We start from the raw sequence: 15,401 nt of genomic DNA, 5'->3' as shown, positions 1-15,401 counted from the left end.
CTTATTGCTTTTTTGATATCTCTAGAGAGGCACCTTTTCCAGTAAAAATGGTTTGCTTTCCTGAAGAGGTCATCTGGGCTTCGCCTTCCAAAATTTTATAATCATCATACGGCAACACTACAATAACAGACCAATTGGGATTAGTTTGCTCTACTTTCATTTGAAGGTTGCCATCCTTGTTTTCGTACCAAATGGAGATTTCATTGTTCCCGATTTTTACATTTTCCAAGGATGCATGGTCCCAAGAGCTTGGCATTTGCGGTTTAATTTTTACCATCTGATGTTGCGCCATGGGTTGTATGCCAAAAAATTGCCGAACAATGGGAAAAGCAAACGCATAAATGTTCCAGGCCTGGGTCACCATCCCATAATCTGGGGAAACTTCATAAATGCTTCCCGGTAGCGCATAGCTGAAGGTGCGGGTCATTCTCTGTAAATAATCCAAGGCATCATCGGGGCGACCATAATTGTTTTCAGCCACAGCTTGCACTCCTGTGGGTAGTGTCATCACGGCTCCGGTATAGGAAAAAACCTTACTCCCTTTAAAGGAACCCAAATCCTTACCAGCGGATTCATCCCGATCGATCCCTGTAACGAACATCCCAAAGGGATTCGTAAATTTTTTGGCGTTGTCCAAGGCTGCAATGGCTTTTGAAGAATCGGCGATACCCATTTCCATTGGCGTGTTCACCACCCAATTGTGGTAGAGCACAAAGGGTCTTGGTTGGTTTGATGGATGATTGAGGATTTGTTGCTTTGTTGCATTCAATTCTTCAACGGCCCAAGGTTTGTTCAGAGTGTCGGCTCTCACTATGGCATCCTCGATCAAATGAATGGCCTGCTCGTCTGTTCCAATAAAATCAGCATAGGAACCAAACTGTTCGGACCAAAATTCATCATTGATTTTTTGTTTCAAGGTGTCTGCCAATGCTTGATATTTCATGGCCAATTCCGGTTGCTCCAATTCGGCGGCCATTTGAGCAGCATCAAAAAAAGCCTTTTGGGTATAGGAGGCAACATCGATCATTTCACTGTTTAGACCATGGATTTCCATCATCCCAAAACCATCGGGGAAAAGGTTTTGATTGCCGTCGTTTTCAGCTAATAGCCAATCCAGTCCTTTTTGAACCGTTGGAAAATACTTTTTCAAAAACGCTTTATCTCCGTTCCATGTGTAGATTTCCCAAATCAATGAGGCAAACTGGGGAGTTTCGTTGATATTTCCTTCGTTAAAAACAGCGCCGTTGGGGGACATTTCATGCAAAATGCGCCCGTTGCCATTGAGGGCCATGGAAACACTGTCCAGAAGTTGGATGGTCTTTTCCACAATATCTTCCCGTCCAATGGCCATGTAACCTTTTAATGCGTATTCGCTATCCACACCAAACCACCAAGGGTAATCGGGAAGCCCGGCTCCAATACCTGTTCCGATTTCAGGAACGGTTCGGACCAACCAATCACAGTTGTATTTGAGCCATTCAAAGGTTTGTTCCAATTTTTTATCCGGAATGGTCAGTTTGGTCTCGTTGGCCAATTCAGAGTACCGATTTTTCTTTTCTTGGGCTAGGGTATAATAGTTATTTTGGATAGAGGTGTAATTTTCCTCCACATCTTCCAAAGAAATATAGGATCCGGCGATGGTAAAATTCAATATAAAATTGGACTCGGCAGGAAGTTCGATTTCGTAGATTAAGGTATTGGAAACCCCGTTGGCAGCATTTGGATTCTCATGGGTCAAGGTCAGGTCAGGGGTTTGCTCGGCACCAAAAATGCTGAACCACGGATTGGATGCATCCTTTACTGTCCATTTTTTTCCATCGAAGTTGGCCTCGTCCTTGCCATCAACCATGTTGGTACGTTCTCCAAGCCAAGTGGGTCTCAAATCGGTTTGCCCACTAAATTGGAATTTCCCTTTTTTGATGTTATTGGAGTTGTTATGAATCACAAATTGGACAAAAACCCCTTGTTTTCCATCGGGAACAAACTGAATACGTTCTACAGAAATACCTTCTTCTTCGAAGTTAAACTCGTGCTTATTTGCAAAAGGGTAGTTGGTAAATTCCATGGCCTTGTTGAAAGGCATCACTTTACCATCCACGATCAATTCGGCATCAAAACCATCCATAAGCTTGATGGGATGATTCCAAATTCCGCCCATTTCACCCTTAATGTGCCAACCCAAAGGAGGGAAACTACCGTCTTGGTGACCCACCATGTACACTCGGTCCCCAGCCGTCACATAAGGCGATTCCAAGTAAGCGGAGGCACCTTTGATAAAGGGTGAATCTCCCAACAATACAGACAGTGATTCTGCCTCTTTTTTGGAGCAGGCGGTAATCAAGATTAGGGCAATCAGTGATAAAATGGGTCTCAAAATAATGTTTCAATTAGGCATTTATCAAAAGTAGCATTTTGTGTTGAAACCGTTTTAAACAAAAAAAGCGGTCCAAAATGGACCGCTTTTTTATTAAGGTATGTTGATTTCTTTACCGTCTTTGTCTTTAAAACGATATTCCAGATACTGGTATGCGTCCCGTGGCTGTACCTTGACCCATTTTTTATAGGTCTTGAACCATTTGGAACGTATGGAAGGAAACCCTTTGGTAAGGTAGGCCGCAATGAACGGATGTATGTTCAATACAATGCCGTCCGGCTTTTTCTCACCTTTAATGATCCTTTCCAGATCTGATTGGATTTTATCGATCAGAACGATCGGAGCTTCCACTTCGGCCCCCGCTACGTTCGGGTTTTCCTCACTGGTCTTGATGTTCATTTCCGGACGTACCCTTTGCCTGGTAATCTGTACCAAACCAAATTTACTGGGGGGCAAGATTTTGTGTTTTGCCCTGTCGTCCTTCATTTCATCCCGTAGGTGATCAAAGAGTTTTCTTCTGTGATCTCCTTTGGTCATATCGATAAAATCAATTACGATGATTCCGCCCATATCACGTAAACGCAACTGCCGTGCAATTTCTGAAGCGGCAAGTAGGTTTACTTCCAAAGCGGTGTCTTCTTGGTTCTTTGCCTTGTTGGAGCGGTTACCACTGTTCACGTCTATAACGTGTAGGGCTTCGGTGTGCTCAATAACAAGGTACGCCCCTCTGCTCATGGATGCCGTGCGCCCGAATGAGGTTTTGATTTGTCGTTCTATCCCGAACTTTTCAAATATGGGGGCCGAACCGGTGTATTGCTTTACAATGGATTCTTTTTCCGGGGCTATTTCATGCACATAGTCCTTGATCTGATTGTAAAGTGTTTCGTCATCAACATGTATACCCGTGAAGGTATCGTTGAAGACATCCCGAAGGATGGAGGAGGCCCTGTTCAGTTCCACCAATACTTTGGCTGGATGGGGCGCTCGCTGCAATTTCTTGCACATTGCTATCCATTTGGATAACAGGTTCTGAAGATCTTTGTCCAGTTCAGCAACCTTTTTGCCTTCTGCAACGGTACGGATTATGACACCAAATCCCTTTGGCTTGATACTCTTCACGAGTCTGATCAAGCGGTCTTTTTCTTCTTTGCTCGCTATTTTTTGGGATACCGAGACCCTATCTGAAAAGGGGACCATGACCAAGTATCGACCGGCAATGGATAGCTCCGAGCTTATCCTGGGTCCCTTGGTGGAGATGGGTTCTTTTACTATTTGTACCAATAATGACTGATTGGCTTTGATTACATCATTGATGCTGCCATTCTTGTCAATGTCTTTTTCAAATGGAAAATCTTTGAGGGTATAGTCCTTCAACTTCCCTGTCCTGACTTTTTTGATGAATTTCAACATGGAGGACAACTGCGGACCGAGGTCATGATAGTGCAGGAACGCATCTTTTTCATAACCTACATTGACAAATGCCGCATTTAGGCCTGTAACGGGTTTTCTTATCTTGGCTAGGAAGATATCCCCTACGGAAAAGTTGTTGTTATCCTCTTCTTTGTGGAATTCTATTAGTTTTCCATCTTTTAATAAGGCAAATTCGACTGCTTCAGGAGTAGATCTAACAATTAATTCTCTATTCACCTGAATCGATTTTTATTCGTCCCGAACATATAAGTTGGGACAAATGATTAAACAATATATGGTGTCGGCCATTTTTCGGACCGACTGAAATTCGTTACTTGAATCTCTATGTCAAAGAACGTTTACTTAAAAATGAAAAAGTAGTTGTTACAACTACTTTTTCTTGTGTCGGTTAGCTCTTCTACGCTTTTTGCGCTTGTGGGTAGCTACCTTATGTCTTTTTCTTTTCTTTCCACTCGGCATATGGCTCTTCCTTTAGTGTTATATAATTATTTTACGTCTACGTTGCTTTTTACACCTTCCACAAAAACTTTGGCTGGCTTGAATGCAGGGATATTGTGTGCTGGAATTTTGATAGTGGTATTCTTGGAAATGTTTCTTCCGGTTTTTTCAGCTCTTGTCTTGATGATAAAACTTCCAAATCCTCTTAGGTAAACATTATCTCCGTTTTCCAACGATGCTTTTACCTCATCCATAAAAGATTCCACTGTCGCTTGCACGTCTCCTTTTTCAATTCCTAGTTTCTCTGAGATCCTAGTTACAATATCTGCTTTCGTCATTTCTCTTGATTATTTTTTTCTTGTTTTTTTCGGCTTGCAAATATAAACATTAAAATTAATCTTTCGTTTAAACCCTTTAATTTTAAGTATATAAACTGATACATTTGATCCCTAGTATTTTTTTGCATGTCTTTTTCCCATAAAATTCTGGATTGGTACCATGCCCACAAAAGGGAACTTCCGTGGCGCGAGACCCGTGACCCCTATAAGATTTGGCTGTCCGAAATTATGCTCCAGCAAACCCGCGTGGCGCAGGGAATGCCCTATTATCATAGGTTTTTGGAAGCTTTCCCAACCGTTCACGACCTGGCCCAGGCGCCAGAGGAAATGGTCTTGAAGCTTTGGCAAGGTCTCGGCTATTACTCCCGTGCACGCAACCTGCATGCCACAGCAAAAATGGTTGTGGAACAATTTGATGGCGAGTTTCCAAGAACGTATGAAGAGATAAAATCCTTAAAAGGAGTGGGTGATTATACCGCCAGTGCCATTGCATCTTTCTGTTTTGATGTACCAGAACCAGTTGTGGACGGCAATGTGTATCGGGTTTTGGCGAGATATTTCGGGGTGGATCTTCCTATTAACAGTCCTTCCGGGACCAAATATTTTAAGGAATTGGCTCGCGAGGTCATGGATGCAGATCAGATTCGGGACTACAACCAGGGTATTATGGAGTTTGGGGCCATACAATGCGCGCCCAAAAAACCCTATTGCTTGCTTTGCCCTTTGAACGAAGGTTGTGTGGCGCTTAAGGATAATAAGGTAGATAGTCTGCCGGTGAAGACCAACAAGACCAAGGCTCGGATCCGGCACTTTAATTATATGGTATATCTAAATGACCAGAACCAAACGATCATGGAACAACGAAAAGGGAAGGGCATTTGGCAAAACCTATATCAATTTCCATTGTTGGAGTCGGAGAACGAAATCCATCCGGATGCATTTCAGCAACATTTTACGAGTGAGATGGCTTTGGAACCATTCGAATCCTTTCATCTTTTCAACACGGAACCCATTGTGCACAAACTATCGCACCAACATTTACATACCAAATTTTGGATACTGAAAACTTCCCATAAATTGGAAAACGGCACGGCGTGGGATGAAATAACCAAATTCCCGGTACCTGTTTTGATTGCTGATTTCATCAGGACATTGAAAATTTAGTACTTTTGATTAATTAGAGAACTATGAGCGGAACATTGAATAAAGTAATGCTGATCGGGCATTTGGGAGACGAAGTGAAGATTCACTATTTTGAAGGAGGGAATTGTATTGCCAGATTTCCATTGGCCACAAACGAAACCTACACCAACAGACAGACAGGTGAAAAGGTGACGAATACGGAATGGCATAATATTGTGGTACGGAACAAGGCCGCCGAAATTTGTGAAAAATACCTGAGCAAAGGCGATAAGGTCTATGTTGAAGGAAGGTTGAAGAACAGGCAATGGCAGGGTGAAGATGGCAATATGAGGTACACTACTGAGGTACATGTTCAGGACTTTACCTTTTTGACGACCAAGAATGAAGGTATGCCGAATACGCAAATGCAAGGCTCGGCACCACAAAATGTACCTTCAAGGCCCAGTGCACCAGAAGTTCCTAGTATAGAAACGGATGAGGATGACGACCTACCATTCTAAAAATAAAGTTTAAAGCAATTCAAATTTGGATCCCGAGCCCCATTGTTTGGCAATTTTGTTCACAGCGTTTAGTGGAATCTTCACTATAAAAATTCTTGTGCTTTTGTTTCTGTTGACGGGATCTGCCCTGATTTCCGCGGCCGAAGTGGCCATGTTCGGACTGTCTCAGACCGAGATCAACGAACTGGAAGAGAATGACTCTTCACGAGGGAAACTGATTGCACAATTATTGGAAAAGCCCAAAAAATTATTGGCAACTATTTTGATTACCAATAATGCCATCAATATTGGTATTGTTTTGTTGTTCAGTTCCCTTGGGGATACCCTTTTTGAAGGCATTGATGGTACTCTACGATTTTTGTTAGAGGTGGTGATGGCCACCTTCCTGATCTTGATGTTCGGGGAAATTCTTCCTAAAATTTATGCCAACCGAAATAAGGTGCAGTTTTCCCAATTTATGGCCGTACCTTTAAAAGGATTGAATTTTTTGTTCACCCCGTTGAGTATGCCCATGCGGTCGGCTACTTTGTTTTTGGAGGATAAATTGGGCAAGCAAAAGTCCAGTCTAAGTGTAAATCACTTGTCACAAGCATTGGAACTTGCTTCCGAAGGGGATACCACCAAAGAGGAACAAAAGATTTTGGAAGGTATCGTGACTTTTGGTAATACGGACACCAAACAGGTGATGCAACCCCGTATCGATATTTTTGCCCTCAACGAAAAAATGAAGTTTCCCGAAGTATTACTGGAGATCAAAAAACATGGATATTCTAGGATTCCTGTGTTCTCCGAGCATATGGACAATGTATTGGGGGTACTCTATGTAAAGGATCTTTTGCCTTATATCGATAGAAAAAGTTTCAATTGGATGTCGCTCATCCGAGAGCCTTATTTTGTCCCTGAAAACAAAAAGTTGGACGATCTGCTGTTGGAATTTCAGTCCAAAAAAAACCATTTGGCCGTGGTGGTCGATGAGTATGGCGGCACCTCTGGAATTGTTACCTTGGAAGATGTGATCGAAGAAATCGTTGGAGATATCAGCGATGAGTTTGATGACGAGGATTTGATTTTCTCCAAGTTGGATGACCATAATTATGTGTTTGATGGCAAGACGGCCCTAAAGGATTTTTACCGCGTGGTGAAAATTGAGGAAGAAGAGGAATTTGAAGATCATAAGGGAGAATCGGAGACCATAGCCGGATTTGTTCTTGAAATTTCCGGTAGTTTTCCCAAAGTGGGAGAAAAAATACTGTTCAATGAATACCAATTTGTGGTGGAGAGTATGGATAAAAAAAGATTGAAACGTATAAAAGTCACCTTGCCTCATGAAGCATAGCCCGTTTGTTTTTTTCGTTTTGGCCCTACTTTTTTTAGGTTGTAAAGAAGATGTACTGCCCAAGCCAAAAGCCATGTTGCGTTTGGAGTATCCGGCCGCAACGTATATCCAGACCAATACGGATTGCCCCTATATTTTTGATCAAAATACCCTTTCGGACATCAAGGAAAGCACGGACTGTTCACTTGTTCTGGACTATCCACAAATGAAGGGTTCCATCTTTCTTACGTATAAAAAGGTAGATGGAAATATTAGGGAGTTAATGATCGATGCTGAAAAACTCACCTATGAGCATGTGGTTAAAGCCGATCAGATATTACCGGTCGAATATAAACATGAAGAAGCAAAGGTGTATGGCATGTTCTACGAAGTTAGTGGCAATGCGGCCTCCCAGTCACAGTTTTATGTAACGGACAGCATCCAACATTTTGTGACCGGGTCCCTGTATTTTTATGCCAAACCCAATTATGATTCCATTCTGCCGGCCGCCATGTATTTGCAGAATGACATCCGCAGGATTATGGAAAGCATTCGCTGGAATTAATTTTCTTTGGCTAAAAGGGCTTCCGCCTTTGTAATACTGGTATTGATCTTGTCTTTTACCACTTGGACTTTCACCTCTTCTTCGTCAAGCCATTTTTGCTTTTCTTCAGAAAGTTCTTTCCCGTTTAATATTTCATCGGAGTTAAACCTGTCGCCAAATTCCTTCATCCAGTCCATCATAGTGGCATGGGCATCTTGAAGATCTTTCATGGCCGATTCATATTGTTGGCCAACTTCGGTGGTGTCAACCTTGCTTTTGAGCTCTCCAACCAATTTTCCAATTTTCCCCATTTCTGGCATCACTTCATCATGGATGGCCATTACACGCTCCATTTGGGTGGGTTCCTCGGGAGCTTTTTTTTCTTCTTTGCACGAAATCATGAAGATTGATACAGCAAGAATGTATAGGAAAGGTAGTTTTTTCATTTTCTCAATTTATAGTCCAAATTTAATTATCAAATCCCTTACAAAAGGAAAATACTTGATTAAAAAGAATTAATAGATGATAAGGGTCACTTAATTAAATATTCAGTGTTCATATTTTTGTAGCTGTTATTGAGTAAAGCACATAATTGTCCCAAATAGCAATACATAATAAGGTTAGGCACCCCATTTTAGTGGGGGTTTTTGTCGCTTTCATTCTGATAAGCAACCTGCGCTTTTCCAGTATGTATGTGTACTACAGTATTGATCGTGAAGGATTTATAGAGCGCCTTTGTGAGAACAAGGACAAACCTGAGCTGAAGTGCGATGGTAAATGTATGTTGGCCCAAATGCTCCGGGCACAAAGTGCCGAGGACGAGCAGCCTATGCCCATGATCGGATGGGAACAAATACTTGTATTTCTGGTAAAATTGCCCGATTTTCAATTACATAAGAGTGTAAACCCCGATGCGAAATGTCATCGGTATACCAACCATTATTCCTTCAGGTTCAGCAATGTACTGAACAAACCACCCATTGTTTAAGATGTTATAGTGTAAGTCGGCAAACCTGGTTTGCTGCATTGTATAATCTTAAATTTTATTTCAAAATGAATATCAGTTCAGTGACAAAACTTTGCGTTTTGTTCTTTGGGACCGCTGTGTCCTATGCGCAATTATCAACAGCGCAAGATTCTATTGTAAGGCCCACCATTCAATTGGATGAAGTGTTGGTGGAAGGAAAAAGCAAGACGGACCCTGTTTTTTCCATGTTCAAAAGTGAACCCGAAAAAAAGGTGGTACAATCCAAAAATGTGGCCGACCTTTTTAGCAACATCAATGGATTTTCCTTGATCAAAAGGGGTAATTATGCCATAGACCCTTCGTTCAGGGCATCCCAATACGAACAGCTTAATGTGCAGTTCAATGGCGGAACCAAGGTCATGCATGCCTGCCCCAACCGAATGGATCCCATCACAACGCATGTGATCCCAGAGGAGATAGAAAGGATCGAGGTTGTTAAAGGACCATACACTTTCAGATATGGCCCCACCTTTGGTGGTATCGTAAACTTGGTGACCCAAGAAGTGGAAAGACAGGATAAAGGCTATCACGGAAAGGTGAATTTTGGTGGGGAGAACAATGGGAATGCCATTACAACCTTTGCCAATGTAAAATATATAGAGAAGGATTTTGATGTAGATTTTAATGCGGGTTATCGCGATTTTGGAAATTACGAAGATGGAGATGGCAACGAAGTTCCCTCCTCCTTCAAGAGTACCGATTATGGGGTGCAATTGGGATACAATCCTGATGAAAATCAACGAATCCAGGTCGGTTTCCGACAGTCTTTCGGAAGGGATGTGTTACATGCCGGACTGCACATGGACACCAAAGAGGACAACAGCAATGTACTTTCCTTGGATTATAAGTTGGATGATATTTCTGGAGACCTAAAGGCCCTTAGTGCCAAATTCTATCGTTCAAAAGTAGATCACATCATGTCCAATGAACTTAGGCCAAGTTACAACAGTACCGAAGCGGTTTCCGAAGTCGATGCTACCACTTTGGGTGGGAGAATCGAATTGGAATGGAGACCTGTCCAAGATTTTAAATTGTACACGGGGGTTGACGTCCTTTCGGTGGGAAGGACAGGGAACAGGACCCGTTTGGTAAAGCGCAACATGAATGGGGATTTGTTGCCCATGCCCATGGAATTTATGGATGAGGTTTGGCAAGATGCCCAAATTGATGACTTTGGCGCTTTTGTGGAAGGTAAATATCCGATTTCAGAAAAGTTCTTGGTGAATGTTGGGGTACGTTATGATATGGTATGTTCCAAAGCCGATGCTCCTGCTGAAGATTTCGTTGCCTTGTACCCCGATTTGGATGCGAGGACCGAGAACAATATCAGCACAACGGTATCATTCAAATATATGGCGAGTTCCAATCTTTTGTTTGAATTGGCTTTTGGAAGAGGGGTGCGTTCAGCCAATATGATCGAGCGGTACATTAACCATTTTACTGTCGGCCAGGATGCCTATGAATATGTGGGCAATCCGTTTTTGGATGCCGAGGTAAACAATCAATTTGAGTTGGGCTTTAAGGCCAAAAAACCTTTTGAAGGTTATGCCTTCAATGGCTTGGATTATGGTGCTTCTATGTATTATTCCATTTATGAGAATTACATCGTTGCCATAATAGATCCTAGTCTGGATAAGAAGTATATGCCAACCGTTCAACCAACCGAAGTGAAAAGATTCACCAATTTGGACCAAGCCTATAAAACAGGTTTTGAGGTTTTCGCACAATTGGATTTTCTTCAGGACTTCTCCTTTAAAACAGAATTGTCCTATGTGCATGCCAAGAACAAGGACCTTGACGAATCCCTACCTTTGACTCCACCTTTGGTGTCCCGTTTCAACCTACGTTTTGAAAAGGAGAAAATTTGGGCAAGGGCTACCTATACCCTTACTTCAAAACAATCGGAGATTGCTCCCTCGTTCGGAGAAACGGAAACGGAGGGTTATGGCATTGTGGATTTAAGTTTCGGTGCCAAACCATTTCAACATTTTACGGTTGGGGTTGCCGCTTCCAATCTTTTTGATGTAGCCTATCACAACCACCTCAACTTTTCCTATGTGAACCAAGCTGATTTTGGCAGGGTGCCCATCAACGATCCTGGAAGGAACCTTACTGCTTTTGTTCAGTATAGTTTTTAAGGTGATATTTGGTGAAAGCAAAAAAGGCGCCCATTGGGCGCCTTTTCTATATAGTTTCATGAAATTATTTAAAGTCCGAGGCATCCACCCCTTCATTGACTTTTATTTCTTTCACCATGAATTCAAAGTTTTGCGGACCCATGCTTTGGGTAATCTTGAATGGGAATAAAATCCCGGAAACTTCTTGATAATCACCATAGCCCAAAGTGCTGCTCATTTGCTGACCTTGTACTTCTTGGGTATTGATCTCTTGAACTTTCAGGCCAGTTTCCACATCGTAGTAAGCGGTTTTATCATTGCTGATTTTCAACTTGTACGCCTTGGAATCCCCCACAGGCTCAATGCCTTCCAAAGAAACATTTCCGGCAGCCAAATAATTCAACTCAGGGAAAGCCGAGGATTCCTCCTTGATCTTTTCAATTTCTTCTGGAGAAAGATCTTTACGTTGCCCCTGTATCATCATGTAACCTGAGTCGCCATCCAATACTTGTTTGCTCATGGAGTTGCCCATTACTTTCACATCTTGCATAAACTGGTCTTGGGTGGTTTTCTTCATTTCAAGCTCCAGTTTCATGCCCTGCATTTCGGCCTCGGCCACCATGGAATAGGATTGTACGCCATCCAATTTGGTTTTTCCTCCAATCGCTTCAATATACTTTTCAAGAACCGCTTTGGCATCGACTCCGGCCGGTACTTCCGCATTGTAATTGGGCTTTTCCGTTTTGTTGGCATATTTGTCATAGAACAAAACAGGTACTGCTTTTCCATTGAAGGAAACTTTTTCCAAGTTTTCCAAAACATCACTTCCTTTTCCTGTTACCACAACCCTTGTGTTGGTAGTGGAAAAGTATTTTTGGGCCGCTTTTTGAACGTCCGCCGCAGTAACGGATTGCAGTCTTTCCAGATAGGTTTTGTAAAAATCCTTGGGCAAACCTTCTGTTTCAATGTTTAAGGCATAATTGGCCACCGTTTCAGGACTTTCCAATGCCATTACAAAGCTGCCTGCATATTTGGCCTTGGCATTCGCCAATTCCTCTGCACTTACTGGCTCGGTTGTCATCTTGTTGATTTCTTCCAAGATCTGCACCACGGAGCTATCGGTCACGGCGTTACGTACCTGCGCGTATGCACTAAAGCGCATGGGGCTGTATTTGTTGTCACGCAGTCCGGAATAAGATCCATAAGTATACCCTTTGTCTTCCCGAAGGTTTTTGAACAAGCGGGCCTGAGATCCTCCTCCTAAAATTCGGTTGGCCAAAAGGGCATCCAAATAATCGGGATCCTTCATTTTTAGGTTGGTAATGTTCTCCACCGCCACTTCAGACTGAACGGCATTGGGTACATCAATAAAGTTGATTTGGTTGTATTGCACATCAGTTGGTTCTGTATATGAAAAGGAAGGTGGAGCTGCCTTAGACCAAGGAGTGAAATATTTGGTCACCAGTTCCTTCACATTATCAAACTCTACATCCCCGATGACCACCAAATAAGCGTTGGCAGGCACAAAATAGGAGCGATAGAACTGCTCTACATCGGCAAGGGTTACATTGTTTACGGTCTCTTCGGTGGTGATTTCACCAAAAGGATGGTTTTTTCCATACGCCAAGGCAACCTGAACCCGGTTTGAAATAGCGGAAACGTCTTTTTCCTCTGATTTGATACCCGTAATGATCTTATCCTTTTCCTTGTCGAATTCCTCTTGTGTAAAGTTTGGATTGAGGGAGGCATCCGCCAACAGTTCCAAGATTCTTGGAAAATATTTGGAGAGACAACTTGCAAAGGCACTTTGATCGCCCACATAGATATTGGCCCCCAAAAAGTCCACTTCCTCATAAAAATCATCCTTTGGAATGCTCTTGGAACCTTTTCCCAACATGCTGGATGTCAGGTCGGAAACTCCGGCTTTATCCCCCTGTAAAATTGGTGGATTGTCAATATTCAATTGAATACGGACACGGGGTAGTTTGTGGTTTTCTACCACCAAAACCTTCAATCCGTTATTGAGCTCAAAACGTTGCGGCTCTTTCAGGTTTATTTCTGGAGCAGGTCCTGGTTTGGGCTGTTTGCTCCTATCAATTTGTGCGTATGTTGCCGTCATCAATAAAGACAGCACAGTCAATACAAAATACTTTTTCATCTTAGTTAGCGTCTTTTTGTTCGGGTAGATATTCCAATTCCACTCGTTGGTTCACCTTCAAATATTTTTTGGCCACTTCCATGATCTCTTCACGGGTTATGGAGCGGTAAATGTCGATTTCGGTATTGATGAGGTTGGTGTCATCCTTCAACATATAGTTTTCGGCCAAATTGTTGGCGATGCCCTCAATACTGCTGTTGGCATTCACATACATGTTTTCAAACTTATTCTGAAGCTTTTGATAATCCTTTTCAGAGATCAGTTCCATTTGAAGTTTTAGGATTTCCTCATCGATTTCCTTTTTCAGGTCTTGGATGGAATTTTCGCCTACGGGAAGTGCACCTACCACATAAGAACTGTAATCTTCGGCATCAATGGGAACCGAAATGACTTGAAGGGCCATTTTCTTTTCATCCACCAATTTTTTGTAGAGTTTGGAGCTTTCACCATCACTCAAATACGTGGAAATCATGTTGATGGCATAAGCATCACGTTGTCCTTGCCCCGGAGTCCTGTAAGCCAAAAGAATGGCCGGAATTTGGATGTTGGGATCGTTGTACTTGGCATAAATGGTTTGGGTAATCGGGGCCTCCTGAACATCAGGTCTTTTGATATCGGCCCCTTTTGGGATGGGTCCGAAATAATCCTTGACCATTTTTTTGGTCTTATCGGAATCAATGTCCCCGGCTACGATCAACACCGCATTGTTGGGAACGTAATAGGTTTTGTTGAATTTTTTGAAATCGTCCAAAGTGGCACTGGCCAAATGGTCCAAAGAACCAATTACGGCCCAACGGTAAGGGTGATTGGTGTACAGATTTTTCAAAAGTTGTTCAAAGAAGGCGCCGTAAGGGGAGTTGTCCACACGCAGTCTTCTTTCTTCCTGGACCACTTCTTTTTGGGTATCCACTCCAACTTGCCCAATGATGGGATGCATCATTCGTTCAGATTCCAACCAAAGGCCAACTTCCAAACTGTTGGATGGGAAAACTTCGTAATAATAGGTACGGTCCAAAAAGGTGTTGGCATTGTTTCGTCCACCATTGGCAGCCGTGATTTGATCCCATTGACCACGGGCAATATTTTCCGTTCCTTCAAATAAGAGGTGTTCAAAGAAATGGGCAAAGCCTGTTTTTTCAGGATCTTCATCTTTAGATCCCACGTGGTACATCACGGAAACGGTGACCACTGGAGCGGAATTGTCCTGATGTAATATCACGTGCAATCCGTTGTCCAGATCGTACTCTTCAAAAGCCACTTCCTGTGCAGAAACCAGGGTTCCCACAAGAAGCAACGAGAATGCTGAAAGCAAATGTTTTTTCATTTTAATAGTTAGTATTAGAAATTAATGGTGTTGTAATAAGGTTGGTAGCGATTTGTTGATTGATGTTACGCTAAATATAGGATAAAATAGAAATAAAGTTGGAATCCAAGTCAGTCTTTTACCACAAGTTAAGGCATAATTGGCAAATATTCAGTAATTTAAACAATGGATTTAAAAAGCATGACAATGAAAAATTTAACCCTTCCGATCCGCTTTGGCATTGTAACCAGTGCCGTTCTCATTGCCTATTTTTTGCTTTTGGCTCTAATGGGTAAACACACCAACGTTTTCTTCAGTCTTTTCAATGGGATTATAACGGGTTTTGGAATCTACGAGACGATTAAATACACGAAGCTTCGGCAGGGCAAGGGGTTCAGTTATGGAAATGGATTTACGGCAGGGGTGACCACAGGTTTTGTGGCAACGCTGCTTTTCACCATTTTCTTTGCTTTTTATGCTACGGAACTGGACAGTAGTTTTTTGGACAAACTCTCTACGGCATGGTCCAAGGACTATAAAAACTTTCAGGGAATCGTATTCTTCACTGTGGCCATTATGGGTTTTGCCACAACCTTGGTCTTGACCCTTTCCTTTATGCAGTTGTTCAAAACCCCAACAACTACAAAAAATAATCGGTAATTGCGGTAATAATACTTGTGGATTAAGGATTTAGCAGTATATTTGCACCCGCT

General features: G+C 42.4%; 13 protein-coding genes. 7 read left to right on the top strand and 6 right to left on the bottom strand.

Annotated features, from left to right (window positions below; all coding sequences use genetic code 11):
• Position 1 precedes the first annotated feature (1 nt).
• The 3 genes from LKX84_RS06775 to LKX84_RS06765 all read right to left on the bottom strand — a co-directional run bounded on the left by LKX84_RS06775 (position 2) and on the right by LKX84_RS06765 (position 4,581).
• Positions 2 to 2,374 carry a glycogen debranching protein gene (locus LKX84_RS06775; protein ID WP_228236378.1) on the bottom strand — a complete coding sequence of 791 codons (2,373 nt, stop codon included), beginning with the start codon at positions 2,372 to 2,374 and terminating at the stop codon, positions 2 to 4.
• A gap of 93 nt (positions 2,375 to 2,467) precedes the next feature.
• Entirely contained in the window at positions 2,468 to 4,021 is a 1,554-nt protein-coding gene (locus LKX84_RS06770) for an Rne/Rng family ribonuclease (protein WP_228236377.1), read from the bottom strand.
• 269 nt (positions 4,022 to 4,290) lie between these two features.
• Entirely contained in the window at positions 4,291 to 4,581 is a 291-nt protein-coding gene (locus tag LKX84_RS06765; RefSeq protein ID WP_228236376.1) for an HU family DNA-binding protein, read from the bottom strand.
• 126 nt (positions 4,582 to 4,707) lie between these two features.
• On the opposite strand from LKX84_RS06765, the gene mutY reads away from it, so the two are divergent.
• From mutY to gldD, 4 genes are read left to right on the top strand one after another with little or no spacing between them, the layout of a single operon-like run.
• Positions 4,708 to 5,745, top strand: coding sequence for an A/G-specific adenine glycosylase (mutY, locus tag LKX84_RS06760; RefSeq protein ID WP_228236375.1), 1,038 nt, complete (start codon positions 4,708 to 4,710; stop codon positions 5,743 to 5,745).
• Between the two features lie 23 nt (positions 5,746 to 5,768).
• Complete coding sequence (locus tag LKX84_RS06755; protein ID WP_228236374.1) at positions 5,769 to 6,224, top strand: single-stranded DNA-binding protein; 456 nt, start codon at positions 5,769 to 5,771, stop codon at positions 6,222 to 6,224.
• A 25-nt stretch (positions 6,225 to 6,249) separates the two neighbouring features.
• On the top strand, positions 6,250 to 7,560 hold the full coding sequence (locus LKX84_RS06750) for a gliding motility-associated protein GldE (protein WP_228236373.1): 1,311 nt from the start codon (positions 6,250 to 6,252) through the stop codon (positions 7,558 to 7,560).
• Complete coding sequence (gene gldD / locus LKX84_RS06745) at positions 7,550 to 8,104, top strand: gliding motility lipoprotein GldD (protein ID WP_228236372.1); 555 nt, start codon at positions 7,550 to 7,552, stop codon at positions 8,102 to 8,104. Before LKX84_RS06750 ends, gldD begins: the two co-directional genes overlap by 11 nt.
• On the opposite strand, the gene LKX84_RS06740 is transcribed toward gldD, so the two are convergent.
• A complete protein-coding gene (locus LKX84_RS06740) occupies positions 8,101 to 8,529 on the bottom strand; it encodes a hypothetical protein (protein ID WP_228236371.1) in 429 nt (142 codons plus the stop codon). The genes gldD and LKX84_RS06740 overlap by 4 nt on opposite strands.
• Positions 8,530 to 8,675: 146 nt before the next feature.
• On the opposite strand from LKX84_RS06740, the gene LKX84_RS06735 reads away from it, so the two are divergent.
• Positions 8,676 to 9,071, top strand: a complete 396-nt coding sequence (locus LKX84_RS06735; RefSeq protein ID WP_228236370.1) for a hypothetical protein — start codon at positions 8,676 to 8,678, stop codon at positions 9,069 to 9,071.
• 80 nt (positions 9,072 to 9,151) lie between these two features.
• The gene (locus tag LKX84_RS06730; protein ID WP_228236369.1) at positions 9,152 to 11,248 is read left to right on the top strand and encodes a TonB-dependent receptor domain-containing protein; all 2,097 of its coding nucleotides are present in this window, start codon (positions 9,152 to 9,154) and stop codon (positions 11,246 to 11,248) included.
• A 64-nt stretch (positions 11,249 to 11,312) separates the two neighbouring features.
• Here LKX84_RS06730 and LKX84_RS06725 read toward each other — a convergent pair whose 3' ends face one another.
• Together LKX84_RS06725 and LKX84_RS06720 are read right to left on the bottom strand one after the other, a co-directional pair.
• The gene (locus LKX84_RS06725) at positions 11,313 to 13,385 is read right to left on the bottom strand and encodes a M16 family metallopeptidase (protein ID WP_228236368.1); all 2,073 of its coding nucleotides are present in this window, start codon (positions 13,383 to 13,385) and stop codon (positions 11,313 to 11,315) included.
• Between the two features lies 1 nt (position 13,386).
• Positions 13,387 to 14,709 carry a M16 family metallopeptidase gene (locus tag LKX84_RS06720; RefSeq protein WP_228236367.1) on the bottom strand — a complete coding sequence of 441 codons (1,323 nt, stop codon included), beginning with the start codon at positions 14,707 to 14,709 and terminating at the stop codon, positions 13,387 to 13,389.
• A gap of 186 nt (positions 14,710 to 14,895) precedes the next feature.
• On the opposite strand from LKX84_RS06720, the gene LKX84_RS06715 reads away from it, so the two are divergent.
• On the top strand, positions 14,896 to 15,348 hold the full coding sequence (locus LKX84_RS06715) for a DUF4199 domain-containing protein (RefSeq protein WP_228236366.1): 453 nt from the start codon (positions 14,896 to 14,898) through the stop codon (positions 15,346 to 15,348).
• Positions 15,349 to 15,401 lie beyond the last annotated feature (53 nt).

Source organism: Allomuricauda sp. M10 (assembly GCF_020782875.1).
GTDB lineage: Bacteria > Bacteroidota > Bacteroidia > Flavobacteriales > Flavobacteriaceae > Flagellimonas.
The sequence above is the reverse complement of the archived record's forward strand: the minus strand, read 5'-3'. Positions and strand labels throughout refer to the sequence as shown.